Genomic DNA, 25,518 nt, shown 5'->3' on the forward strand with positions numbered 1-25,518 from the left:
GACCGTATGAGTGGCCCGACGCCCGGTCAACCCTCCGGACGCCGCAACGCAAGTTGTTACGAAAGGACTTGCGGCCCTTCGGTGCCCGAGGCGTCCCGCGCCGGCGGCTGCGCCGTGGAACCGCGCACCACCAGCTCCGGCTGGAACACGAACTCGGTGCGCTGCACCGGGTTCCCCTCGATCTCCTCCAGGAGCGCTCCCACGGCGGCCGTGGCCATCGCCTGGACGGGCTGGCGGACGGTGGAGAGCGGCGGGCTGGTGAAGGCGATCAGGGGCGAGTCGTCGAAGCCGACGACGGAGACGTCCCCGGGCACGTCGAGGCCCCGGGCGCGGACCGCGCGGATCACGCCGAGCGCCATCAGGTCGGAGCCGCAGACGATGCCGGTGCAGCCCTCGCGCAGCAGGATCTCGGCGGCGGCGTGGCCGCCCTCGACGCCGAAGAGGGTGGGCCGGATGAAGCGTTCGGCGTCCGCGCGCTCGACGCCGAGGAGCTCGTACAGCTCGGCGGCGAAGCCCTCGGCCTTGCGGCGGGAGGGGACGTAGCGGGTGGGGCCGATGGCGAGGCCGATGCGCTCGTGGCCCAGCTCGACCAGGTGCCGCACGGCCATGCGGGCCGCGGCGCGGTCGTCCGGGGAGACGAAGTTGGCGTCGACGTGCTCGTTGTAGCCGTTGATGAGGACGAACGGCACGCCCCGGGCGGCGAGCCGGGCGTAGCGGGCCGGGTCGGCGGTGGCGTCGGCGTGGAGGCCGGAGAGGAAGACGATGCCGGAGACCCCGCGCTCCACGAGCTGCTCGACGAGCTCGTCCTCGGTGGCGCCGCCGGGCATCTGGGTGCAGAGCACCGGGGTGTAGCCGTGTCCGGCGAGGACCTGCTCGACGACCTGTGCGAACGCCGGGAAGATCGGGTTGGTCAGCTCGGGCACGACGAGCCCGACGAGGCCCGCGCTGCGCCGTTTGAGGCGTACGGGGCGCTCGTAGCCGAGCACGTCGAGCGCCGCGAGCACCTTGTGCCGGGTCGCGCCGGCCACCCCCGCCTTGCCGTTGAGGACGCGGCTGACGGTGGCCTCGCTGACGCCGGACTGGGCCGCGATGTCCGCGAGCCGCGGGGCGCCCGTTCCGGCGCCCCGCGGCAGGGGGATCGTCACACCGCCCACCAGACGGTGGTGTCGGCGGGCAGCTCCACCGTGTCCGCGCCGGGGGCGACGGGCTCGTTGGAGAGGAGGAACCGGCCGGGCAGCGGGACGGAGATGGCCCGGCCGGTGGTATTGGCGGTGCAGACGAAGCCGTCGCGCCGGAAGGCGAGGACGCCCTCGGGGGCCTCCAGCCACTCGATGGCCTCGCCCGCGCCCAGTCCGGGCCGCGTCCGGCGCACGGCGAGCGCGCTGCGGTACAGCTCCAGGGTGGAGCCCGGGTCGCCGGCCTGCGCCTCGACGCTCAGCGCGCCCCAGGTCGCGGGCTGCGGCAGCCAGGAGCCGCCCGCGCCGAAGCCGTACGAGGAGCCCTCGACGGTCCACGGGATCGGCACCCGGCAGCCGTCGCGGAAGCCGTCCTGACCGCTGGCCCGCCAGAAGGACGGGTCCTGGCGGACCTCGTCGGGCAGGTCGGTGACGTCGGGCAGGCCGAGCTCCTCGCCCTGGTAGACGTAGGCCGAGCCGGGCAGGGCCAGCATGAGGAGGGTGGCGGCGCGGGCCCGGCGCAGGCCGAGTTCGCGGTCGCCGGCCTCGCGGAGCTGGGTGCCGAGGCCCGCCGGGTTGGCGAAGCGGGTCGCGTGCCGGGTGACGTCGTGGTTGGAGAGCACCCAGGTGGTGGGGGCGCCGACCGGGCGCATCGCGGCGAGCGAGGCGTCGATGACGGTGCGCAGCTCGGTGGCGTCCCAGTGGGTGCCCAGGTACTGGAAGTTGAAGGCCTGGTGCATCTCGTCGGGGCGCACGTAGTTGGCGGTGCGGTCGACGGTGGGGGTCCAGGCCTCGGCGACGAGGACGCGCTCGCCGTCGTACTCGGCGAGGACCTTCCGCCAGGAGCGGTAGATCTCGTGGACGCCGTCCTGGTCGAAGAAGGGCATGACGTCGTTGCCGAGCAGCTTGAGCTGGTCGTGGGCGCCGATGTCGGGCAGGCCGGCGGCCTTGACCAGGCCGTGGGCGACGTCGACGCGGAAGCCGTCGACGCCCATGTCGAGCCAGAAGCGCAGGATGGAGCGGAACTCGTCGCGGACGGCCGGGTGCTCCCAGTTGAAGTCGGGCTGCTCCGGGGCGAAGAGGTGCAGGTACCAGTCGCCGGGGGTGCCGTCCGGGTTCTCGGTGCGGGTCCAGGCCGGGCCGCCGAAGATGGACTCCCAGTCGTTGGGCGGCAGTTCGCCGTCCGCGCCCTGGCCGGGGCGGAAGTGGTAGCGCTCGCGCAGCGGCGAGCCGGGGCCCTCGCGCAGGGCCCGCTGGAACCACTCGTGCTGGTCGGAGGAGTGGTTGGGGACCAGGTCGACGATGATCCGCAGGCCCAGGTCGTGGGCCTCGCGGATCACCGCGTCGGCGTCGTGCAGGGAGCCGAACATCGGGTCGATGGCCCGGTAGTCGGCGACGTCGTAGCCGGCGTCGGCCTGCGGGGAGGCGTAGAACGGCGAGAGCCAGACGGCGTCGACGCCCAGGTCCTTGAGGTACGGCAGCCGGCTGCGGACGCCCTCCAGGTCACCCATGCCGTCGCCGTTGCCGTCGGCGAAGCTGCGCGGGTAGACCTGGTAGATCACGGCGTCTCTCCACCAGCCCGTGTGCGTTCCGGTGGTGGGGACGTCGGCCGGGGCGGCGAGATGCTGGGTCATGTCTTCCCTGGGAGGTAAGGAGGGGCGTGCAGGGGCGGTGGTCGGGCTCAGCCCTTGACGGCACCGGCGGACATGCCGGTGACCAGGTGCCGCTGGGCGAAGAGGAACACCAGCGCCGCGGGGATGGCGATGAGCACGGAGGCCGCGGACATCGGGCCCCACTGGGCGCCGTACTGGTTGACGAACTTCTGGAGTCCGCCCGCGAGGGTGAGGTTCTCGTCGCCGACCATGAAGGCGGAGGCGTAGGCGACCTCGCCCCACGCGGTGATGAAGGAGTAGAAGGCGGTGACGGCGATGCCCGGCTTGGCGAGCGGCAGGATCAGCCGCCAGAAGGTGCCGAAGGGGGTGAGGCCGTCGACGTAGCCGGACTCGTCGATCTCGCGCGGGATGGTGTCGAAGAAGCCCTTCATCATCCAGGCGCAGAACGGGACGGCGATGGTCAGGTACGTGATGACCAGGCCGGCCGGCCGGTTGAGCAGGCCCATCGACGCCATGATGTTGTAGATCGGCACGATCAGGACGGCGACCGGGAACATCTGGGTGATGAGGAGCGTCCACATCAGGCCGCGCTTGCCGGGGAAGCGGAAGCGGCTGACGGCGTAGCCGGTGGTGGCCGAGATGAAGACGCCGACGAGCGTGGTGAGGCCGGCGACGAGCAGCGAGTTCCCGAACCAGGTGAGGAACGGGGTGTCCTCCAGGAGTTTCGTGTAGTTCTCGAAGGTCGTCTCCTTCACGAAGTCCGTGGTGGAGGCGTACTTGGCCGGCTTCAGCGAGGTGAGCAGCACCCAGAGGACCGGGAAGACCGCGATCACCGAGGTGACGATCAGGGTGAGGTGCAGCCCGGCCGAGGCGAGCGGCGAGCGGCGGCCGCGGACCGGGGCGTTCACGGTCCGGGGGGTGGGGGTCGTGGTGGTCACCAGACTTCTCCCTGCTTGCGGAGGACGCGCCGGTAGATCGCGGCGAAGACCATCAGGAGGACCAGGATCAGCACGCCCCACGTGGAGGACTGCGCGAAGTCGCGCGGGCTGATCTCGAAGGAGAACTTGTAGGCCTGGGTGACGAGGATCTGGGTGGCCTCGCCGGGCCCGCCCCGGGTGAGCAGGAAGATCACCGGGAACATGTTGAAGGTCCAGATGGTGGAGAGCAGGATCACCGTCGTGGAGACCGAGCTGAGGCCGGGCATGGTGATGTTGCGGAACCGCTGCCAGGCGTTGGCGCCGTCCATCTCGGCGGCCTCGTACAGCTCGCCGGGGATGGACTGGAGGCCGCCGAGGAGGGCGACCATCATGAAGGGGACGCCGAGCCACACGTTGACGGCGATGACCGCGAGCTTCGCCACCGTCGGGTCGTTGAGCCAGGGCACGGCGGAGATCCCGCCGCCCGCCAGGATCTCGTTGAGCAGGCCGCGGCGCTCGTCGAAGAGGAAGCGCCAGGCGAAGACGGAGACGAAGCCGGGAACGGCCCAGGGCAGGATCAGCAGCATCCGGTAGACGGACCGGCCGGCGATCCTGCGGTTGAGCAGGTTGGCGAGGCCGAGGCCGAGGGCGAAGGTGATCGAGACGCACGCGACCGTCCACACGACGGTCCAGACGAGGGTGTCGAGGAACTGGCTCCCGGTGAGCGCGTCGACGTAGTTGTCCACCCCGACGAACTCGTAGGTGGCGGGGATCTGGTTGACGCCGATGGACCGGGCGACGTTCCGCTCGTTCGCGTCGGTGAACGACAGGTAGATGCCTCGCACCAGGGGGTAGCCGATGATCACGCCGATCACGACGACCACCGGGGCGACCATCGCCCAGGCGTACCAGTGGGTGGCGAAGGAGCGCTTCCGGGTGCTCCGGCGCTTGCCAGTTCCGCGGCTCCGGCCGCGGGCGACAGTGTCGCCCGCGGCCTTCGCCACCGACTGGCCGGTGGTGTCCACGGCCATCAGCCGGCCTGCCTTCCTTCTTACTTCCAGTCCTTCAGGAGCTTGCGGTAGGACTCGCCGATCGCCTTGGCGCCGGCTTCGGGGGTGGTCTGCCCGGTGAGGACCTTGGTGTACTCGACCTTGACGGGCTCGAAGAGGCTGCCGCCCTCGGGGATCCACGGACGCTCGACGGACTTCTGCACGACCGGCTTGAAGAAGGAGATCATCTCGTTGGTCGCCACGTCGGGCTTGATGTAGACGGACTCGCGGGTCGGGAGGAGGCTGAGCTCCTTCGCGATGGCGGTCTGCGTCTCGACCGAGGTCATGTACTCGGTGAAGGCGTAGGAGGCGTCGAGGTTCTTGGAGCCCGCGTAGACGGCGAGGTTGTGGCCGCCCTGCGGGGCGCCCTGGCCGCCGGAGCCGGCCGGGACCGGGGCGATGCCCAGGTTGGCCTTGTCCGTGAACTCCTTGCCGGCGTAGGTGTCGGCGACGGCCCACGGGCCGTTGATCATCATGGCGACCTTGCCGTCCTTGAAGGCGGCCTGCATGTTGTCCCAGCCGTTGGTCGCGTCGGTGATCGCGGTCTTCGAGTCGACCAGGTCCTTGACGACCTTGAGCGCCTTCACGCCGGGCTCGCCGTCGATGGTGACCGTCTTCTTCTCGGCGTCGACCAGGTCGCCGCCCTCGCCGTACAGGAAGGAGAGGAACCAGTACGGGTCGTCGCCGCGCAGGTAGAGACCGGTCTTGCCGGTCTTCTCCTTGATCTTGGCGGAGACGGTCTTCAGCTCGTCGATGCTCTTGGGGACCTCGACGCCCGCGTCCTTGAGGATCTTCTTGTTGTAGAAGATGCCCATGGAGTCGATGACCTGCGGGACGGCGTAGGTCTTGCCGTTGTACTTGGTGGAGGCGGCGGCCTGCTCCAGGAAGTCGTCGGCCCCCTTGAGGGCCGCGGTGCCGTCGAGCGGGGCCAGGTAGCCCAGGTCCGCGAACTCGGGGGTCCAGGCGACCTCGGAGCGGATGACGTCGGGCGCGCCGGAGCCGGACTGCGCGGCGTTCTTGAACTTGTTCTGCGCCTCGCCGAAGGGCACGTTCACGTACTTGACGGTGACCTTGGGGTGCTTCTTGGTGAAGTCCTCGGCGATCTTCTTGAAGACCTTGTCCTCGGAGCCGACCGTGGAGGTGTCCCACCAGGTCACGGTGCCGGAGAGCTCGCCCGAGCCCTTCGAGCCGCCGTTGTCGGAACCGCTGTCGCTCCCGCACGCCGCCAGGGTCACGCCCAGGGCCGCGACCAGCGCGGTGGCCGCTATGCCACGCCGCATGTGAACTCCTTCAACTGATCCCGGGGTGACGAGGGGCTGGAACCTTCCTCATGCGACCGCTCCCTCGCGGCGCTCCGGGTTGGCAGGAACGTAACAGGGATGAAAACGAGCCGAAAGACCTTGCGGGATTTTTCTGCAAGACCCGGCGATCGTTACATCCGCGTGTCCCTAAGGTTGCCGACGGGTCGCTTGACAGGGGCGGAAGTGCGCCCTTCCGTACCTCGCGCGCCCCCGACGCACCTCCGGCACGCCCCGCAAGGACTGCAAGACCTTGCAGAGGAACGACTCCCGGCCACGGCGGACGGGGTGCGCCGGAGCGGTGGGAAATACGCCCCGTGACCGGTACAGTCCACTCCCATGACCGCGCGGCTCTCCGACATCGCAGCCCAGGCGGGGGTCAGTGAGGCCACAGTCAGCCGCGTGCTCAACGGAAAGCCCGGCGTGGCCACCGCCACCCGCGAATCCGTCCTCGCCGCGCTCGACGTGCTCGGCTACGAGCGGCCCGTGCGCCTGCGGCAGCGCAGCGCGGGGCTCGTCGGCCTCATCACCCCCGAGCTGGACAACCCGATCTTCCCCGCCCTGGCGCAGGTCATCGGGCAGGCCCTGACCCGGCAGGGGTACACCCCGGTCCTCGCCACCCAGACCCCCGGCGGGTCCACCGAGGACGAGCTGACCGACATGCTGGTGGAGCGCGGCGTCGCCGGCATCATCTTCGTCTCGGGGCTGCACGCCGACACCACCGCCGACATGTCCCGCTACGACCTGCTGCGCGGCAAGGGCGTCCCGTACGTCCTCCTCAACGGCTTCTCCCCCAAGGTGCGGGCGCCCTTCGTGTCGCCCGACGACCGGGCCGCGATGCGGCTCGCGGTGACGCACCTGGCCGCGCTCGGGCACACCCGGATCGGGCTCGCCGTCGGGCCGAAGCGGTTCGTGCCGGTGCTGCGCAAGATAGAGGGCTTCCAGAAGGGCATGGAGGAGCGGCTCGGCCTCACCCCGGAGGAGTCCGAGGAGCTGATCCAGCACTCCCTGTACACCCTGGAGGGCGGGCAGGCCGCGGCGGGCGCGCTGATCGCGCGGGGCTGCACGGCGGTCGTCTGCGCGAGCGACATGATGGCCCTCGGCGCGATCCGGGCGGCCCGGCAGCAGGGGCTCGACGTGCCGAGGGACGTCTCCGTCGTCGGCTTCGACGACTCCCCCCTCATAGCGTTCACCGATCCGCCGCTGACCACCATCCGGCAGCCGGTGCAGGCGATGGGGCAGGCCGCGGTCCGCGCGCTGCTCGAAGAGGTGGGCGGCACCCCGGCCCCGCACTCCGAGTTCGTCTTCATGCCCGAGCTGGTGGTCCGGGGTTCCACCGCCTCCGCGCCGTCCTCCGTCAGGCCTCCTTCCTGAGACCGACGGGGTGCGCGCGGGGCCCGACCTTGGGATGATCGGTCGGGGGCGGCCATCTGGCAGACTCTCTCCCCATGGGTGAAACGACCGTGAAGCGTGTGGACAACCGGACGACCCCGTCGTCACCCATCGTGGCCGACGGCAGGCTGTCGCGGCTGCGCACGCGCGTGCCCCGGCGCCCCACCATCTGGTTCGAGATCCTGCTCATCGCGGTGAGCTACTGGACGTACTCCCTGGTCCGCAACGCGGTGCCGGAGCAGAAGGCCCAGGCGCTCCGGAACGCCGACTGGATCTGGCGGGCCGAGGAGTCCCTCGGGCTCGCCTTCGAGCACACCGTCAACCACGCCGTGAACTCGGTGACGTGGCTGATCGTGACGATGAACTACTACTACGCGACGCTGCACTTCGTCGTGACCATCGGTGTGCTGGTGTGGCTGTACCGATGGCAGCCGGGCCGTTACGCGGCGTTCCGCACGGTCCTGTTCGCGACCACCGGCGTGGCCCTGGTCGGCTACTACCTGTACCCGCTCGCGCCGCCGCGGCTCATGAACGGCCAGGACTTCATCGACACGGTCCTGGTCCACCACACCTGGGGCTCGATGGCCTCGGGGAACCTCAAGCACGTGTCGAACCAGTACGCGGCGATGCCGTCGATGCACATCGGCTGGTCGCTCTGGTGCGGGATCACGATCTTCCTGCTCGCGAAGGCGCCCTGGGCGCGGATCCTCGGCCTGCTCTACCCGACGGCGACGCTCGTCGTCATCGTGGCCACCGCCAACCACTTCTGGCTGGACGCGGTCGGCGGCATGATCTGCCTGGCCTTCGGCTTCGCCGTCTCGTACTTCTGGTACGGCTCGCGGCCCCACCGGCTGCCGAAGCTGGTGGAGCCGGTGGGCCCCGTGGGCGTGGTCGCGCACGGCGGCCCGGCCCCGGAGGCGGACCGCGAGGACGACCTGGAACGGCCGGTCGACTCCCGGCGCTAGGGGGTTGTCCTGTCGATCGGGCCGGACCACGGGGACACACCCCGGGGCGTGCCCCCGCGGCGCGTGATCCGGCCGCCCGCGGCAGTGAGCCGGGCCGGGGCGCCGCGGGGCGCGGGCCGGAGCACGGGCCCCGGTCGCCGGCCCGGCCCCGCCCGGGGCGTCACGCCCCGTAGAACAGCTCCTCGACGACCGCCCTGGCCCGGCGGGTGATCCGCCGGTAGTCGTCGACCATCTCGCCGACGTGGCCCGACTCGTACCCCAGGTACCGCCCGACCGCCGCGAGTTCCCGCGGCTGGGAGGGGAAGGTGTCGCCGGGGCGGCCGCGCACCAGCATCACCGCGTTGCGGACGCGGGTGGCGAGGACCCACGCCTCGTCCAGGATCTGCGCCTCCTCCGTGGGGACGAGCCCGGCCGCGTGGGCGGCGGCGAGCGCCTCGCGGGTACGGGTCGTCCGCAGCCCCGGCTCGGCCCAGCCGTGCCGCATCTGGAGGAGCTGGACCGTCCACTCGACGTCGCTCAGACCGCCGCGCCCCAGCTTGGCGTGGAGCGTCGGGTCGGCGCCGCGCGGCAGCCGCTCGGACTCCATCCGGGCCTTGAGGCGGCGGATCTCGCGGATCGCGTCCTCCCCGAGCCCCTCGGCCGGGTACCGCAGCGGGTCGATCAGTTCGACGAACCGCTCGCCGAGGTCCCGGTCGCCCGCCATGTGCTCGGCGCGCAGCAGCGCCTGGCTCTCCCAGACGAGCGACCAGCGGCGGTAGTAGGCGGCGTACGACTTCAGGGTGCGGACCATGGGGCCGCTCTTGCCCTCCGGCCTGAGGTCCGCGTCGATCAGCAGCGGCGGGTCGGCGGTGGGCAGTTGGAGGAGCCGCCGCATCTCGGTGACCACCCGGTTCGCCGCCCGGGCCGCCTCCTGCTCGTCGACGCCCTCGCGCGGCTCGTGCACGAACAGCACGTCGGCGTCGGAGCCGTACCCCGCCTCGTGGCCGCCGAAGCGGCCCATGCCGATGACCGCGAACCGGGTCGGCAGCTGCTCGCCCCACTCGGCGCGCACGGCGGCCCGCAGCGCGCCCGCGATCGTGGCCGCGTTGAGGTCGGTGACGGCCTCGCCCACCCGGTCGACGAGCGCGCCCGGGTCGGGCTCGCGGGGGCTGTCCTCGGTGCCGTACGAGCCGATGAGGTCGGCCGCGGCGGTGCGGAACAGCTCCCGGCGGCGCACCCCGCGCGCCGCCGCGACCGCCTGCTCGGCGTCGTCCGCGCGCCCGACCGCCGCCAGCACCTCCTGCTCCAGGTGGTCCCGGCCGCGCGGCTTCAGGCCCTCCGGGTCGCCGAGGATGGCGACCGCCTCGGGGGCGCGGAGCAGCAGGTCGGGGGCGAGCCGCCCGGCGGAGAGGACCCGGGCGAGGTTCTCGGCGGCGGCGCCCTCGTCGCGGAGCAGCCGCAGGTACCAGGGGGTCTTGCCGAGGGCGTCGGAGACCTTGCGGAAGCCGAGGAGTCCGGCGTCCGGGTCGGCCGAGTCCGCGAACCAGCCGAGCAGCACGGGCAGCAGGGTCCGCTGGATCGCGGCCTTGCGGCTGACCCCGGAGGACAGCGCCTCCAGGTGGCGCAGGGCGGCGGCGGGGTCCGCGTACCCCAGTGCTTCGAGCCGCTGTCCGGCCGCCTTCGGGCTGAGCCGGATCTCGCCGGGGGCGAGCTGGGCGACGGCGTCGAGCAGCGGGCGGTAGAAGATCTTCTCGTGCAGCCGGCGGACGACGGCCGCGTGGCGCCGCCACTCCTTGGTGAGCGCGGCGACCGGGTCGGTGCGCAGGCCGAGGGAGCGGCCGAGCCGGCGCAGGTCGGCCTCGTCCTCGGGGACGAGGTGGGTGCGGCGCAGCCGGTAGAGCTGGATGCGGTGCTCCATGGCCCGCAGGAAGCGGTACGCCTCGTCGAGCTGGGCCGCGTCGGCCCGGCCGACGTAGCCGCCGGCGGCGAGGGCCGCGAGCGCGTCGAGGGTGGCGCCGCTGTGCAGGGTGGCGTCGCTGCGGCCGTGCACGAGCTGGAGGAGCTGGACGGCGAACTCGACGTCCCGCAGGCCGCCGGGGCCGAGCTTCAGCTCGCGGTCGATCTGGGCGACCGGGATGTTGTCGACGACCCGGCGGCGCATCCGCTGCACGTCGGGGACGAAGTTCTCGCGCTCGGCGGCCTGCCAGACGAGCGGCGAGACGGCCTCGATGTACCGCTCGCCGAGCTCCTGGTCGCCCGCGACCGCGCGCGCCTTCAGGAGGGCCTGGAACTCCCAGGTCTTCGCCCAGCGCTGGTAGTAGGCGAGGTGGGAGGAGAGGGTGCGGACGAGGGGGCCGTTGCGGCCCTCCGGGCGCAGGTTGGCGTCGACCGGCCAGATGGTGCCCTCGACGGTGGTCTCGGAGCAGATCCGCATCAGGTGGGAGGCGAGCCGGGTCGCCGCCTGGATCGCCTTGCCCTCGTCGGCGCCGTCGGCCGGCTCCCCGACGAAGATCACGTCGACGTCGGAGACGTAGTTCAGCTCGTGGCCGCCGCACTTGCCCATCGCGATCACCGCGAGCCGGCACTGGGCGGCGTCGTCGGGCGCGGCGGCCTCGGCGACGGCGAGCGCGGCGCGCAGGGTGGCCGTCGCCAGGTCGGCCAGCTCGGCGGCGGCCTGGGCGACGTCGGTGGTGCCGCACACGTCGCGGGCCGCCAGGGCGAGCAGGCAGCGGCGGTAGGAGACCCGCAGCGCGACCGGGTCGGTCGCGTCGGCGAGCCCCCGCTCGAACTCGGCGACCCCCGGGTGCAGGTCGGCCGCCTCGTACGTGACGAGGGTCTCCCAGTCGCGGGGGTGGCGGGCCAGGTGGTCGGCGAGCGCCTCGGAGGCGCCGAGCACGCCGAGGAGCCGGTCGCGGAAGGGCTTGGCGGAGAGCAGCGTGGTGGTGAACCGCTGCCGCTCGGCCTCGGGCTGCGCCTCGACGAGCCGGACCAGGCCGCGCAGGGCGAGGTCGGGGTCGGCGGTGGCGCCGAGGGCGTCGAGGAGGACGGAGTCGCCGCGCAGCTCGGACAGTTCGGGCACGTCGAGGAGCCGCTCGGCCCCCGAGGGGTCGGTGAACCCGTGCCGCAGCAGACGTGTGAACGTGCTGCTCCTGCGTCCCGGCACCGTCATTCCGCCGCTCCCTCCGAGCACCGTCCGGGCTGGGGGCGAGCCCGGGGATCCGAGCCTATCCGGCACGGGGGCGGGAAGCGGCCGGGCCTTTGGATCACAGTGGGACACACGTGACTTCCCGCACATTAGTAGCTTTTCGGGCCCAGTGAACCGTATTCCTTAAAAGTCCATCTAGCTGATCGCGAGATCCGCCCGCCCGTTCGACCACGACCCCCCACCGGGGGCCGAGCCGCTCCACCGTTCGACCATGCCCCCCACCCGGGGGTCGACCCGCACCACCGTTCGACCACGACCCTCCGCCGAGGGCCGACACGCACCACCGCGACCCTCCGCCGAAGGTCGCCGCGCCTCTCCTTCCGACCCGGGCCCCGGCCCGGGGGACGCGCGCCTGCCCGCTCGACCAGCGCGCCGCAGGCCCGCGCACCCGCCCGACCGCGCCCCGCCCGGGGCCCGCACGCCCACCCGCCCGTCGGCGCCCCCGCCCGGGGCCCGCACGCCCGAACCGCCCGCCCCGACCCGTCCGATCTCTCGAAAGCGCGACCCCGACCCATGCCCATCCGCCTCAGCCGCCGCGTCCGCCGCCCCGCTCCCCCGTCCCGCCGCAGGGCCGCCGTGACGGTGGTCACGGCCGCCCTGGTGGGCAGCGTCTTCGCCGGGGTCGCCTCCATGGCGGGAACGCCGGAGGAGGGCGGGGCGCACGCGGCCGCCGAGCCGCACCGGGCCCGCCCCGTCCTGGAGGCCGACGTCCCCGCGAAGCCGCAGGCGCGCCCCGCCCTCCCGAGGGTCCGGCCGTCGGAGATACGGACGCGGCCCGGGGCGGTCCCGGCGTCCGCGGTCTCGGTGGTGCAGGTCGTCGCGCACCCGGACGACGACCTGTTCTTCATGAACCCGGACATATCCCAGTCGCTGCGCTCCGAGAGCCCCCTGACCTCCGTCTACCTCACCGGCGGCGAGTCGGACGGCGTCAACTCGCGCCTGCGCCACCCCCGGATCACGCCCGACAAGCCGGGCTACACCGAGGCCCGGCAGAACGGCATACGGGCCGCGTACGCCGAGATGGTGACGGGCCACCGGACCAGCCCCTGGGACCGGACCGCGATCCGCACGGCCGGCGGCGGCTGGGCCGAGCTGAACACCCTGCGGGCGAAGCCACAGGTCAAGCTGGTGTGGCTGCAGATACGCGAGGCCGGCTCCATCAGCGACGACCGCCCGTACAGCCTCAACGGCCTCTGGCACGGCCGCGTCGCGCGGCTCGGCTCCCAGCGGACGGCCGGCACCCCGGTCCCCGCCGACTTCACGTACACCAAGGAGCAGGTCGTCGCGACGGTGACCGGGCTCCTGGAGCGCTTCCGGCCCACCTTCGTGCGGATGCAGGACCCGAGCCCCGGCCGGGACCCGAAGACGGGGAAGCTCTGGGACCACCAGGACCACATGTACGGGGCCCGGTTCGCGCAGGAGGCGCTGGCCCGGTACACGAAGGAGCCCGGCCGCCCGCACGTCGTGGTGCAGAACTACCTGGGCTACCCGACCAGCACCCTGCCGCACACCCTCGACGCCGAGGCGGCGGGCGCGAAGCTGAAGACCCTGAAGACGTACGCGTGGACCGACGGGGTCAGGGACTGCGGGACCCTCGCGGGCTGCGGCGACCTGAAGGTGGCCGCCCGGCCCGCCGGACGGGGCTGGACCCAGACCGTCCGCTACGCCCGGTCCACCTCCACCTCCTGGGTGCAGCGGGAGCCGGACGGCGGCCTGCTCGCCTTCTCCGTCCTCGACGGGCGCCTCGGCGTCTGGCGGAAGGCGGCGGACGCCGTCGCGTGGCGGGGCCCGGAGCTGCTGCCCGGCGACGGCGTCGACTCCGGGGTCACCTCCGTGGCCCTGCCCGACGGCCGCGTCTCCGTCTACGGAACCCGGACGGTCCTGAAGGGCTACCACCGTGAGGTGGTGAGCACGACCCAGACCGCGCCCGGCGGCGGCTTCGGCCCGTGGCGCGCGCTCGGCACCCCCGAGCGGAACGACGCCTCGGGCACCTCGGACATCAGCGCGCCCGCCGTGACCGTGGGCGCCGACGGCCGGGCGGTCCTGGCCGTCCGGGACAGCCACCACCGCCTCACCGCCCGCGAGCAGCGCGCCGACGGCACGTGGGGGCCGTGGCGCGTCCTGGGCGGTGCGAACGTGATCGGCGACCCGGTGGCGGCGACCGACGCGAGCGGACGCGGATACGTCTTCGCGAGCACCCCGAAGACCGTCCTGTCCTGGACGCGCCCGCGCCCCGGCGCACCGCTGGCGGGCCCGGCGCGGACCGGTCTGCCGCCGACGACGCTGGCGCTGAGCGCGACCGCCTCCCCGTCCGGCGACGGCGTGCGGCTCTGGTTCCGCAAGCCCGCCTCCGGCGACCTGCGCAGCGCCGACTTCTCGGGTACGGCCCCGGCCTCGCCGTTCACGGAGCTGCCGGGCACCGGGGTCGCCGGCTTCGGCCCGGTGAGCGGTGGCGACGGCCTCCTCGCGGTCCGCTCCCGCACCGGCTTCCTGGCGACGGCGGCGCAGGGCAGGACGGGGACGGGGAGGACGGGGGCCGGGACGCGGCCGCTGTGGACGCTGGACCGCTTCCTGTTCGCGGGCGCGCCGCACGCGGGCGCGGACGGGGTCGCGGCGATGGGCCTGGACGGGCGGCTGCACTGGACGCCGGCGGGACGCTGAGCCGGGGCCTCCGGAGCCGGTCCCGGGGCCTTGACGGCCCCGGGTCCCGGGCGACGGGCACCCGGCCGGCAGCGGCCCGGCCGCACACGGCCCCCGGGTCAGTCCCCGAGGAGGACGGGAAACGCCTCCATGTCGTTCTGCGTCATCACGGGGAGCTTGCGGAGGTCGGCGTCCGCGACCGCGAGCCGCAGCCGGGGGAAGCGCGCGAAGAGCGCGGGCAGGGCGATCCCGGCCTCGACGCGGGAGAGGGCGGCGCCGGGGCAGATGTGCGGCCCGTGGCCGAAGGTCATGTGCCGGATCGGGGCGGCCCGGGTGACGTCGAACGCGTCGGCGTCCGGCCCGTGCTGCTCGGGGTCGCGCCCGATCGCCCGGTAGGAGATGACCACGCCCTCGCCCTCGGCGACGACCCCGTCGCCCACCTCGACGTCCTCGGTGGCGAACCGCATCAGGAGGTGGGTGGTGGGGGTGTCCCAGCGCAGGGTCTCCTCGATGACGGCCTCCCAGGAGACCTCCCCGTCCAGGACCAGCCTCAGCTGGTCGGGGTGGGCGAGCAGGGCCCGCACGGCGTTGAGGATGAGACCGATCGTGGTCTCGTGCCCGGCGGCGACCATCGCCTTGAGGTTGCCGACGACCTCCTCCTCGGTCAGCGGCTCGCCGCCCTCGTCGGCGAGGATGAGCGCGGAGGTCAGGTCGTCGGTGGGCCGCGCGGTCTTCTCGCGGACGAGGCCCGCGTAGAAGACGTCCAGGTCGGCGAGGAGGGCGAGGCGCTCGTCCTGCGGGGTGAGCATCGAGAAGAACTTCTTGTACTGCCGGGTGAGCATGGCGTTCGCGGCGGGGTCGACGCCCATCAGCATGCCGACGACCTTCATCGGCAGCGGCTGCGCGAACACGGACTTGAGGTCGACGACGGCCCCGTCCTTCCCGCCCTCCTCCAGGGCGTCGAGGAGTTCGGCGGTGAACTCCTCGATGTCGGGGCGGATCGCTTCGAGGCGACGCGGGGTGAGCGCCTGGGAGGTTTTCGCCCGCAGCCGGCGGTGCTCGGCGCCGTCGACGGTGAACATGGACCGCCCGGCGTCGATCATCCCGATGAGCGGCCAGGCGCGCGTGACCGCGCCGCTGCGCCACAGGCCCCAGGCGTCCAGGTCCTTCACCAGCCGGGGGTCGACCAGGAGCCGCCGGGCGTCGGCGTGCCGGGTGACGGCCCAGGCGGGCACGCCGAGCAGGTCGATCCGGGCCAGCGGACCGGCGTCGCGCAGCCGCGCCGTCTCGCCGTCCAGGTCCTGGACCATCGGGTCGATGACGACGGTCCCGCCGTCCCGGGCGGCGGCGTGGGGACAGTTCACGAGGGATCTCCTGTCGTGCGAACGGGGGTGAACCGGACGGGGAGCGAGGTGGTGCCGCGCAGGAAGGCGGAGGGCCGCCGGACCAGTTCCCCGGCGGGGACGGCGAGTTCGAGGTCGGGCAGCCGGTCGAGGAGGACCTCGATGCCGGTGCGGACGACGATCTCGGCGATCTCCTGGGCGGGGAAGGGGCACCGGTACTCGCCGTGGCTGAACGCCAGGTGCGCGCCGCCGCCCCCGTGGGCGCCGTGGGCCCCCCGGCGGATCAGCGGGTCGGCGTTGCCCGCGCCGAGGCCGAGCAGCAGCATGTCCCCGGCCCGGATCTGCCGCCCGCCGAGCCGGGTGTCCCGCACGGCCCAGCGTCCGGCGAGGATCTGGGTGGGGGCGTCCTCCCAGAGCACCTCGGTGGTGGCCTCGGAGACGCTGCGCCGGCCGCCGGCCATCGAGTCGGCGAACTCGTCCTCGGTGAGCATCAGGCGCAGGGAGTTGCCGAGCCAGTCGGCGGTGGTGAGGTGCCCGGCGGCCGTGACGGCCATCAGGTCGAGCATGTACTCCTCGTCGGTGAACGCCTCGGGGAAGGCGAGCATGCGGGAGGTGACGTCGTTCCCGGGCGCGGCCCGCTTCACGGCGACCAGGCGCGCCATGTGCTCCGCGAACCGCTGGTGGGCGCTCTGCGCGCCGGGTCCGCCGTCGGCCAGGTCCTTCAGGACCTTGGCGATGTCCTCGCCCTCGGAGTCGGGGAAGCCTATGAGGCGGGCGAGGACGAGGACGGGCAGGGGCTCGCAGAAGTCGGCCACGAGGTCGGCGGTGCCGCGGCCGCACACGGCGTCGACGAGCCGGTCGGCGAGCTGCTCGCAGTGCCCGCGGATCTCGAACGGGTCGGCGCCCTCCAGGGCGGGGACCACCATCCGGACGTGCCGCCGGTGCTCCTCCCCCGCGGTGAAGTAGATGGACGGCATGGGCTGCCCGACCATCGGGAGCAGCGGCCAGTCCTCGGGGATGTGCGGCCACTGGTTCCACAGGCCCACGTCGCGCGGGAACAGCTCGCCGTCGCTGGTGACCCGGTGGAGCTCGCGGTATCCGATGACCAGCCAGGCGGGCACCCCGCCCGGCAGCTCGACGGGGACGACGGGCCCGTGGTCGCGCCGCATGGCCCGGTAGAGGGCGTGGGGGTCGGCCTGGAAGCCGGGTCCGTCGAGCGGGACGGCGCCGGGGGCGGCCGTACCGGCGTGGGCGGGGCACCCGGGGGGCGGCTGGTCTGGGTGGGGGCGCGTCATGAGTCCTGAACTCCCGACTCCTGTGGCGACAGCCGCACGTGTCGCGTTCATGTGATCAACGCTGGCTCACTATAGGGAGGTTGTGTGTCGCAGGAGCCCTCAATCGCGATCAATTCCGCACAGCAGGCAGAAGATACGGGCCAGTTGACGATCGACGACGGAACAACAGGGAACAAGAGGGAGCATTCCCACCCCGGCGAATCCTCCCGGTGCGAGAACCGGACGACGGGAACGACGGTTTTCCGTCAGGTCGAGGTGCGCGGCCCGCCCGGGTGGGCGACGGTGGAAGGGCCCGGCCCCGGCGTACCGGCTCCGGCATCCCGGCCCCTCGGAGCTCCGGAAACGGAAGAGGAGAACCCATGAACTGGACCCTGGAAGTGGTCCCGGTCCCCGTCACGGACATGGACCGGTCGAAGGAGTTCTACGGCGAGAGGTGCGGCTTCACCGTCGACCTGGACGACGAGGTGGCCCCCGGCACGCGGATCGTCCAGGTGACGCCGCCGGGCTCGCGCTGTTCGATCGCGCTGCTGAGCGGGATGCCGCCGATGCCGGGCACGCGGGAGACGCCCCCGGGAGGCCTGCACGGCCTCCAGCTCTGCGTCACGGACATCGAGGCGGCGCGGAAGGAGCTGGTGGCCCGGGGCGTCGAGGTCTCCCCCGTGATGCACGTCGGCGCGACGGGCTGGGAGGAGGGGAAGGGCGGCACCTGGAACTCGTTCATGACCTTCGCGGACCCGGACGGCAACGGCTGGGTGGTCCAGGAGGCGCCGTCGGAGCTGTCGGAACGCTGAGGGGCGGGGGCCGCGGGACTCCAGGCGTCTCGGGCCTCCGGGCGCCTCAGGTCTCCGGGCGTGTCAGGTCCCCGGGCGCGTCAGGTCTCCGGGCGTGTCAGGCCCCCGGGCGCCTCAGAACCCCGAACGCGTCAGAACCCCGCATAGAAGTGCCGGAGCCCGTCGCTCTCCGCGACGCACCGCATCCCGGCGGCCTCCATGACCCGGTGCGAGGCGGGGTTGTCCAGGTCGGCGTCCCCCTTGACCCCGGCGACGCCGGCCACCCGGGCGATTTCGAGGAGCGCGCGCAGGGCCTCGGAGGCGTACCCCTTCCCCCGCACCCCGGGCACGAGCCCGTACCCCACGGTCACGACCCCGACCTCGTCGGGCGGCCCGTGGAACCCGATGCCCCCGACGGCGAGCCCGCTCTCGATCAGCCGCACCTCATAGGCCCGGAAGACCCCGGGATCCCCCCGCTCGAAGACCCCCCGCAGGAACCCGCCGCATCCCCGCACGTCCCCGTCCTGCGGGTACTCCTCCGCCCAGGGGTCCCCGGCGAGGGGCGCCCGCGCGACGATCCGCTCGGCCTCGGCGACGGACAGGGGGTGGAGGAGGAGCCGCGCGGTGGCGACCGAGGGAACCTCCGTCCCGGAGGCCCGCGGGATCACCGCACCTCCATCGGCTCGACCCGCCCGAGCACCTCCGCGAACGGAACGCCGGTCCGGGCGGCGGCGATGCGCCGGGCCCGCACCTGGGCCCGCGTCCGGGGCCGGAACTTGGGCTCCCGCCCGCACCCGCACCCCTCGAACCCCTCGTACCGAAGCCCGGCCCCGAGCACGACCGCGACGACCGACCACGCCTTCCGGTCGCTGCGCCGGGGCGCCGCGAAGTCGTGCCCGGCGCACAGCATCGGCTCGGAGCAGCGGGGACACGGATGCCTGGCGCCGTTCGGATGCCGCTTGAAACCGATCCGGCACGAGACGCACGCGTAGTGCAGCTTGTAGTGGACGAAGGCGTAAGTGCACATGCCGGGACCGTACGTGCGGCGCCGGGCCGCCGACCACCGGATAACCGCCGCCGCTACGGTCCGATCACCGCGCGTCGGCCGTACGCGGCGGCGCCGACCGGGACGGCCCGCCGTCCCGGTGCGCGGGAGCCACGTACACGGAGAGTTCCGTACGGCGGCCCGCGGTGCAGCGGGCGTCCGCCGGGCTCGTCGGCAGGTCCCGGAGGACGTCCAGGGCGATCACGTGGTCCCCGTGGGCCTCCGCGAGGAGTTCCGGCACGCTCCCCGCCGGGACCTCGTGGAAGCCGCCGCGGATCTCCGGCATCCCTACAGCACCGGCAGGTTCTTCCGCAGTTCGAAGGCGGTGACCTCGCTGCGGTACTCCTCCCACTCCTGCTTCTTGTTGCGCAGGAAGTGGCGAGACACCGAGGACACCTCGGCTACAGCTCAAACGAGCACTTGAAGCCGTCTCCCATGTGGTTGTTGTTGGGTATCCGTGGCTACCGATGGCGGCCTTGGGACGGCCCACAGACGGCCCAAGCGCCGCCCCCTTGGACCCTGCCGTGTGCTCCTCCGAGGTCGAATGCGGCCCGGTCTCATCGGCCCTCGTCCCCCTGGTGTCGCCGGTTAGATCTGGCCGCATTAGCGAAGGAACTGGCCCGTTGAGGGGAGCGGCGCCCCGAAGCCCTCCAGCCCAGGGGACGATTTTCCTGTCTTGCTCCAGTCGCAGGGAGGATGTGTGGGTTACCAGGTCAAGTGTGGATCGACTAAGACCAAGTCGGGGAAGCCGTGTAAGAATCCAGCGATGATCGGCTACTCCCGATGCCAGGAGCATCGAGGAAAGTGGACGCCTCGGCAGCAGCGGAAGACGAAGAAGCGCTGACCCTGGGAGCTTCCGAGTCAGCGGCTCTAGGAACGGCGCGAGTTGAGCCCCAGACGTCTGGTCCGGGGCTCAATTGAGTTGCTGCACAAAGGGTGGATGACCAGCCATAAGGATTGCTTCTAAGGGCTGCGGGTGTCCGGTCCGCAGCGCCGGGAAGTGACTGCGCCCCCGCAGCAGGGCGGGGACGCACAGGCGGCACACCAACGACCAGTCGGCAACCAACCCACATCCCACAGTAGCCATCGGCAAGCGCCGGGCTAGCGTTCCGGCAGTGCGTCACGCGGACGAGTGACACCTATACGATGCCGGCGACTGGGACGTTGAAGCGGAAGGACAGGCACAGCTACTCACACATGACTCCGGAGGGCGCGTGCGCCTCGGTCGTTATGGCAGGTCAAGGGCGTAGAGGTGGGCTGGCGCGTCCCGCTGGTCCACACATGGGCCGCACCTCCACCGTCCTGTCCTGCGGTCGGCGACAACTGCTTTGCAAGTTTGATCGGTTACCGGCCGTGGGGGTCAGGGCCAGTAGCCCGAGAACCCTGATCGTCGCTCCCTCCTCGCAGGACACCTTGAAGCCGACGGCACCCCGCGTCGACATCAGCCAGCCGAGCAGTGAGGACAAGCACCGGTCACCCCGTTTGTCAGTCACTTGTGATCAGTGGTGCGCAGCAGAGCTATACCCCTGTCATACTTGCCTACCCTGTGACATTCAACGTGACGTTGCGTAGCTGGGAGGCGGGATGGCGACGCCGAGCATGTGGCCTAGGTTCAGCGGTAAAGCGGACTTGCTTCGCGTGAGCGCCTCGGACGTGCAATGGCTGCCTCGTGGTTGCGGCTTGTATGGCGCATTGAAGGTGCGACCCGACCTCAAGCCAACAGACTGGGTACGCAGAAGGGACGATACGGAAACCTTCGTTCTCGGTATCGTCCGCGAAGTAAGCCTGAGGCTGCTCAATACTCCGAGAACTTCTAACGACTGGGAAGAGCTCAATAGGCTCACAATGAGCGAGTTGACTCAGTACCAACTGCACGCGGGCGACAAGAATTATATAGCCAGAGCAATTGAGAACTATCTGCTTTGTCACGAGATCTCAGAGGCCGAACTTGGGCACCTCAATCTCCGCACATGCGACCCAAATGTCGTCCCAGACGTTAGCGTTCCGATGAATCAGCTGACGGCTTGGGCTCCCGTTTACGATAACGACTCCGGGGTTAGGGAACTTCGCAAGCTCCGTTTCGGCCAGGCCCGCCCTCTCGCCAAGGATGAGGAGAATTGGGCGATCACGGCAGCGCACATTGCGGGGCTCATCCGGCCACGCGGAGATCTAGAGCGGGTTCGTGTTGTAGAGATTGGCCTCACCGACGGGTCCATGGAGACCCTCTTTGACGATAGCCCTTCCGCGGCAGAGTCCCTTTATGTAACTAAAGTCTTCCCTGTAGTCGCAAAAATTGCCACATCGAGGGTCCCGACACCCGGAACTAGCTGCGGAAAGTGCAAAATCGCAGGGTGCTGCCCCTCGTTGAGCAAGCTTGATGGGTTCCTGGGGCAGTCTCGAAAAGGGCCAGGTACTCGCTCGGTTAGCGCGCGCGATCTAGAAGTCTATGAGAAGTGCCCTTCTCAGTGGCACCTGACTTCGAATAACCTGCCTAAAATATCCAGCACTTCCCCCTCCTCGGCACGAGGAAGACACATACATGAGTGGCTGGCTCACGCGCACATGAGTGGCCAGAAATGCGATCCAAGTGACCTTGATGCAATTGATGAAAACTTCCCCCCTGGTCTCGATGAAAGCGAGTACCTCGAATCGCGCAAGTATGTGGCGCAGCACGGTGCCATTTGCCCGATCGGGGACGGAGTTCGAGTAATTGGGAGCGAGGTATCGATCTACGGATACGATGCGCTTGCAGATGCAGTGATTGTCAGCAAGCCTGATTTGCTATACGTAGATTCCGATGACACGTTCGTAATCCGAGAAACCAAGACGACCACTTTGAGCCTTCCAGCGAACTCGCAAGAAGCCTTTGACAGATTCTTCGCTGTACCCTGGCTCATCAACTTGATTGCCAGCGGCTACCGAGGGCCTTACGAGAGCGAAAAGACTCGACTCGAACTAGAAGTTCTGGCACCGGAGGAAAGCATTGTCGTCTCCTGGGACCTAGGCGACGCTCGTCTGCTGCGTATGGCGAAGGCTGAAGTAAGGCTGCGCGCCAAAAAATGGCACCGGGACACATCCTGGAAAAGTAACCCCGGGGAGCATTGCCGGTGGTGCCCGGTTCGCGGCTGGTGTCCCGATGCGACCGTGGACGAGGAAGATGACGACCAGTTCCGCATCCCCTGACTCCGTCGGCGACCCTGAGCGTTTGGTAAGCCGGAGGCGTGTGCATCCACTCGATGCGACGGCTACGCTAGGAACGATGCTCTGACGCCTCGTCGGCGCACATCGCAAGTTGCCGGAGGGGGAGTTGGACGATCTGGAGCGCCCCTCTCCAAAGGGGATGGCCCTTCGGCGGCCGAGCCTCCAGCCGAGGACCCAGGCGCGTGTCCGCACCTCAACTTCCCCTGCTCTTCCTCGATGCCACGTAGGTGTGTCCCGCGCGTGGGCGGACACAGGGTTGCTCTGTGCGCTCGCCCGTCGGCCGGCCTTGCTCGAAAGGATCTTGGACCTCTACGGAGCGTCTCTCGTAGTGACCGAGGCAGTCGCCGCAGAGATCAGGCGACTCTCAGGAACAGCCGAAGCGCAACGTACGCCCCAAACACGATTGTTGTGCAGCGGTGCCGATACCGTCGTCCGGTTTCTCAACGATGGACGGATCGAGGAGTGTCCCCTTCCGACTGGCTCAGACACCTTCGACACGTTCGCCAAACTCGACCAGGTACTCAGGCAGTTGCACGGAATCGACGCCGCTGCTGCTGAACGTGCTGGCAGGACCGTAGATCCTGTGACATCCGCGCACAAACATGCCGGCGAGACGCACAGCATCGTCTGCGCTGCCCGAACTGTGGAGCTAGGCGGCAAGACCGTTCTGCTTACAAATGATGGCGGCGCGATCACCGTTGCAGAGAGCCACGGCGTCCCCTGTAAGGATCTCGGGCAGCTCTTGGCGGAGCTCGGGTGCGAAGCGGATCCGGTAGACGCCGCGGAGCTCTTTAACAGCTTCAATGAAGTTACACGGACGTTCGCCACAGTGCCTGCGCGTCGTCAACCGAGTGGCGTGAGCGATTTTCTCTGCGCCAAGCGCGACGACAGATGCCCAATCTGCACTTAACGAAGTTAAGCCATTTACTTTCCGCCGATATTCCAGCCAGCCGCACTCAATTGCTTGCGAGCGTCCGTGATGGAGCCGTCAGAGATGACATCTGCAACTGCTTGCAAACTGACGAGTTCTCCAGCGTAAGCATCTAGAACTTGCTCGGACAGCCGCTCCGATGGGAACTTTTCCCCCAGGGTCGAGTTCAGCTCTTCCCATGCGGAAGAATTTCCCGAAATTCTCATCAGTTCCCCAACTGTGGATTCCTGACAGAACTCTATGAGCGACTTTTCGACGTCTCCCTCGGCGACTTGTTGAAGCGCAATCATCGTAGCGTCGCGACTTACTCCGTAAGTCAGCACAAGGTCTGCAACCAGCGCAGCGGCTTGCGCGGGCGTGGAAATAGAACCGCCCTGATCTAGCCTGTCGAGAATTGCGTCTTCTGGCAGTAGAAAGTGTCGCGCAAAGGAGTTTGCGACCCTTTCGGGGCGAAGGTCCTGCATTCTAGCGCGGTCGACGATTACTTGACCCGGATCATTTTGCAGAACGTGGCAGAGCTCGTGTGCCAGCGTGAAGCGTTGCCTTGACCAAACGTCATTCGAGTTGATTACCACTACCCAAGAAACCTGATCTCCCCATTTTTCAGGAATCGAGATCCCGTGCACTTGGTCCGGAAGTCTCCTGTACTCGACGGGAACACCAAGGCTCTCGACGAGCCCCGTCAGATCCTCGATTGGTTCAGTCTCGCCGAAGTTTAGATAGGCTCTTAGACGTGCGGCAGTTCGTTCGCCCGCGTCACGGTCACGCCAGACTTTCGAGGGAACGAAGCTTGCTACATCAATAACCGGTTGAGCGCAACCCCATTCGCGCGTCAACCGATCTGTGGCCAGCAACTTGGTTGCATGGGAAACGACATCGCTGACGTCGTGAATCCCCTCGACCGTTCCGAGGCGGAGACTTACACCCATCGACGGTTCATCGTCATGAATTAGCAAACCGGGAGCCACTCGAAAGAACGCGCTCAATAGCGTTGCTTCGTACGTGGAAGGAAGGCGCTGACCCGAGATCAAAGATGCGTATGCTTCCTTAGATCCCAGCAAGTCGAGCAAAGTTTCCTGAGTCACGCCTTCTCGTGTGACTAGCGTGTTTAGGGTGTGCTTGAAACGCTCTTCGCGCGTGCTGGTTGCTGCCATCACCACCCCTTCCGCCGTGCTCTCAGCTGCATCCGCCCACATCTACTACCCAGTGTGGCAGAAGCCTTGTACTCGCACAGGCGACTGCGCTGGTCTGCGGACTTGATACGGGCAAGACTAGTGTCCACCACTGACAGTCAGCCTGCCATTGACGTGCTGTGACCACGTGGAGGATGCGTGATGGCGGTATGAGTCGCCCTGACCTGTGATGTCAGTGGATGGCGCAGAACGTCTGCCGATAGATGGTGCACGCTGACGAACGCGGTTGACGGAGCGGCTTTGGGCTGGAGCTGCTTGGGGCGAGTGATCATGATCCCGTAAGCTTCCGGCGCGTCGGGCAGTCTGCGGACCTCCCCGGTTAAGGCACGACGTTGGGGCCATGATCTTAGAGACTCGTCCCAAAGTGGCTGCCTAAAGCTATGAAGCCGACCGCCCCAGCCACAGAGGGGTTCACCACCACATCAACCCGAGCTGTCAGGCGTGCGGGCCGGCGGCCGGGCTGGAGTGGGGCGCAGACAGGAGCGCAGGCCCGGGCGACGGGCCGCGCGCGCCGCGCTGTGCGCGGCGGGTGCCTTGACTAAGTAGGGAAACCTCTACCGCATCCCACCTTGCCGGTTTTCAAGACCGGTCGGCGGACAGCACGCTTACGTCGCCTGACCTGCGGCTTTCCTGGAGGGCATCACTATGCCGAGCTCCTGGCCCATAGATGGCCCACGAGCCCTTCTGGACAGCCCTTTTACGGACGGATGTAGAGCGCGGTCGCATCGTCGTGCTGCTTGCTCCGCGGCCATCGCTCCAGGGAGGTGTCGCCTCGTTCCGCGTCACGCACCTGCTCGACAAGCCGCTTCGGCCCCTGCTCTTCGAGAATGTCGAGGCACCCCTCCCAATCGGCCAGAGCGAAGGGGGTCACGAGCCGCGCCGCCCCATCCGTCATCAGGGCGGCCCGGGCGATGTCCCTGCGAGAACAGGACCCGTGCAATGCCTCTTCGGCGGCCTGAGGTTCCGCCGCCGCCACCCAGTAGCCACCCGGGCGGTTCCGGAGGGCTCGCTCCGCCCGTACGAGCTGGGCATGGAGCTGGAGACGTTCGGCAGACCCCGGTACGGTAGCCGCCATGGCGGCCCTCTCGCCCTGGGCGACGTAGGCCAGACGATCGTCCGAGATCGCCTCCACGGTGTGCCCGCGTTCAAGAATGAGGGTGCAGTCCCCCAGCACCAGCCACTCCACGACGTCCCCACGCTCGCGAAGCACTGCGAGGGTCGCTGACGGCGAGAGCGGGTCGTCCACGGCGCAGGTGTCGCGGTGGATCTCCGCCGTCTGCTCGATGGCCGAGGCCAGTGCATCCCTGAGGCTCGACCCCTGGCTCGCCTGCGCACGTAGCGCCGTACCCAGGGTCCTGGCGAACCAGGCGACGCCGTGAACGCACGGCGGGTTCATCGTGCTGGGCATGCCGGCGCCATCGAGAAGCACGACCATCTGGTCGTCCCAGGTCGAGAAGTCCTCGTTCTCCCGGCCGGGGCAACCGCTACTGAAAGCCTCGACGCGCAC

At 70.0% G+C, this 25,518-nt stretch carries 19 protein-coding genes and 1 pseudogene; 6 read left to right on the forward strand and 14 right to left on the reverse strand.

All coding sequences use genetic code 11. From position 1 onward, the window contains the following. Positions 1–56: 56 nt before the first annotated feature. Genes ACIQKA_RS07965 through ACIQKA_RS07985 form a run of 5 tightly spaced genes read right to left on the reverse strand, consistent with a single transcriptional unit; the run spans position 57 to position 6,034 of the window. Positions 57–1,154, reverse strand: coding sequence for a LacI family DNA-binding transcriptional regulator (locus ACIQKA_RS07965; protein ID WP_383157558.1), 1,098 nt, complete (start codon positions 1,152–1,154; stop codon positions 57–59). Continuing rightward, entirely contained in the window at positions 1,142–2,809 is a 1,668-nt protein-coding gene (locus ACIQKA_RS07970) for a glycoside hydrolase family 13 protein (protein ID WP_386369329.1), read from the reverse strand. Before ACIQKA_RS07970 ends, ACIQKA_RS07965 begins: the two co-directional genes overlap by 13 nt. Positions 2,810–2,856: 47 nt before the next feature. Next, positions 2,857–3,729, reverse strand: a complete 873-nt coding sequence (locus tag ACIQKA_RS07975; protein WP_383157562.1) for a sugar ABC transporter permease — start codon at positions 3,727–3,729, stop codon at positions 2,857–2,859. Then, a complete protein-coding gene (locus tag ACIQKA_RS07980) occupies positions 3,723–4,736 on the reverse strand; it encodes a carbohydrate ABC transporter permease (RefSeq protein WP_383184708.1) in 1,014 nt (337 codons plus the stop codon). Before ACIQKA_RS07980 ends, ACIQKA_RS07975 begins: the two co-directional genes overlap by 7 nt. Positions 4,737–4,756: 20 nt before the next feature. Further along, on the reverse strand, positions 4,757–6,034 hold the full coding sequence (locus ACIQKA_RS07985; RefSeq protein WP_383151383.1) for an extracellular solute-binding protein: 1,278 nt from the start codon (positions 6,032–6,034) through the stop codon (positions 4,757–4,759). 357 nt (positions 6,035–6,391) lie between these two features. Between ACIQKA_RS07985 and ACIQKA_RS07990 the strand changes: the two genes are divergently transcribed. Together ACIQKA_RS07990 and ACIQKA_RS07995 are read left to right on the forward strand one after the other, a co-directional pair. Beyond that, positions 6,392–7,426 (forward strand): LacI family DNA-binding transcriptional regulator, encoded by a 1,035-nt coding sequence (locus tag ACIQKA_RS07990; RefSeq protein ID WP_402540385.1) that lies wholly within the window; start codon positions 6,392–6,394, stop codon positions 7,424–7,426. 74 nt (positions 7,427–7,500) lie between these two features. Further along, positions 7,501–8,409, forward strand: coding sequence for a phosphatase PAP2 family protein (locus ACIQKA_RS07995; protein ID WP_383151381.1), 909 nt, complete (start codon positions 7,501–7,503; stop codon positions 8,407–8,409). A 160-nt stretch (positions 8,410–8,569) separates the two neighbouring features. Here ACIQKA_RS07995 and ACIQKA_RS08000 read toward each other — a convergent pair whose 3' ends face one another. After that, entirely contained in the window at positions 8,570–11,557 is a 2,988-nt protein-coding gene (locus ACIQKA_RS08000) for a bifunctional [glutamine synthetase] adenylyltransferase/[glutamine synthetase]-adenylyl-L-tyrosine phosphorylase (protein WP_391092972.1), read from the reverse strand. 549 nt (positions 11,558–12,106) lie between these two features. On the opposite strand from ACIQKA_RS08000, the gene ACIQKA_RS08005 reads away from it, so the two are divergent. Then, positions 12,107–14,254 (forward strand): PIG-L family deacetylase, encoded by a 2,148-nt coding sequence (locus ACIQKA_RS08005; protein WP_402540386.1) that lies wholly within the window; start codon positions 12,107–12,109, stop codon positions 14,252–14,254. 98 nt (positions 14,255–14,352) lie between these two features. Here the strand turns inward: ACIQKA_RS08005 and ACIQKA_RS08010 are convergent, their stop codons facing one another. Continuing rightward, complete coding sequence (locus ACIQKA_RS08010; protein ID WP_390105905.1) at positions 14,353–15,597, reverse strand: cytochrome P450; 1,245 nt, start codon at positions 15,595–15,597, stop codon at positions 14,353–14,355. Beyond that, complete coding sequence (locus ACIQKA_RS08015; protein ID WP_391092969.1) at positions 15,594–16,871, reverse strand: cytochrome P450; 1,278 nt, start codon at positions 16,869–16,871, stop codon at positions 15,594–15,596. Before ACIQKA_RS08015 ends, ACIQKA_RS08010 begins: the two co-directional genes overlap by 4 nt. A gap of 359 nt (positions 16,872–17,230) precedes the next feature. On the opposite strand from ACIQKA_RS08015, the gene ACIQKA_RS08020 reads away from it, so the two are divergent. Beyond that, positions 17,231–17,662 (forward strand): VOC family protein, encoded by a 432-nt coding sequence (locus tag ACIQKA_RS08020; RefSeq protein WP_402540387.1) that lies wholly within the window; start codon positions 17,231–17,233, stop codon positions 17,660–17,662. Positions 17,663–17,793: 131 nt separating this feature from the next. Here ACIQKA_RS08020 and ACIQKA_RS08025 read toward each other — a convergent pair whose 3' ends face one another. The 4 genes and pseudogenes from ACIQKA_RS08025 to ACIQKA_RS08040 all read right to left on the reverse strand — a co-directional run. Further along, positions 17,794–18,309, reverse strand: a complete 516-nt coding sequence (locus ACIQKA_RS08025; RefSeq protein WP_402540389.1) for a GNAT family N-acetyltransferase — start codon at positions 18,307–18,309, stop codon at positions 17,794–17,796. Beyond that, the gene (locus tag ACIQKA_RS08030) at positions 18,306–18,668 is read right to left on the reverse strand and encodes a hypothetical protein (RefSeq protein WP_402540390.1); all 363 of its coding nucleotides are present in this window, start codon (positions 18,666–18,668) and stop codon (positions 18,306–18,308) included. Before ACIQKA_RS08030 ends, ACIQKA_RS08025 begins: the two co-directional genes overlap by 4 nt. A gap of 64 nt (positions 18,669–18,732) precedes the next feature. After that, entirely contained in the window at positions 18,733–18,972 is a 240-nt protein-coding gene (locus ACIQKA_RS08035) for a hypothetical protein (protein ID WP_402540391.1), read from the reverse strand. Between the two features lie 2 nt (positions 18,973–18,974). Further along, positions 18,975–19,061: pseudogene (locus ACIQKA_RS08040) on the reverse strand (glutamine synthetase); the annotation flags it as partial. A gap of 1,839 nt (positions 19,062–20,900) precedes the next feature. On the opposite strand from ACIQKA_RS08040, the gene ACIQKA_RS08045 reads away from it, so the two are divergent. Together ACIQKA_RS08045 and ACIQKA_RS08050 are read left to right on the forward strand one after the other, a co-directional pair. Continuing rightward, entirely contained in the window at positions 20,901–21,869 is a 969-nt protein-coding gene (locus tag ACIQKA_RS08045; protein WP_402540615.1) for a PD-(D/E)XK nuclease family protein, read from the forward strand. 319 nt (positions 21,870–22,188) lie between these two features. Then, positions 22,189–22,797, forward strand: a complete 609-nt coding sequence (locus ACIQKA_RS08050; protein ID WP_402540392.1) for a hypothetical protein — start codon at positions 22,189–22,191, stop codon at positions 22,795–22,797. A 14-nt stretch (positions 22,798–22,811) separates the two neighbouring features. On the opposite strand, the gene ACIQKA_RS08055 is transcribed toward ACIQKA_RS08050, so the two are convergent. Then, positions 22,812–23,972, reverse strand: a complete 1,161-nt coding sequence (locus tag ACIQKA_RS08055; protein ID WP_402540394.1) for an ImmA/IrrE family metallo-endopeptidase — start codon at positions 23,970–23,972, stop codon at positions 22,812–22,814. Between the two features lie 736 nt (positions 23,973–24,708). Further along, positions 24,709–25,518 carry a protein phosphatase 2C domain-containing protein gene (locus ACIQKA_RS08060; RefSeq protein ID WP_402540395.1) on the reverse strand — a complete coding sequence of 270 codons (810 nt, stop codon included), beginning with the start codon at positions 25,516–25,518 and terminating at the stop codon, positions 24,709–24,711.

The organism is Streptomyces sp. NPDC092045 (genome assembly GCF_044756005.1).
Taxonomy (GTDB): Bacteria; Actinomycetota; Actinomycetes; order Streptomycetales; family Streptomycetaceae; genus Streptomyces.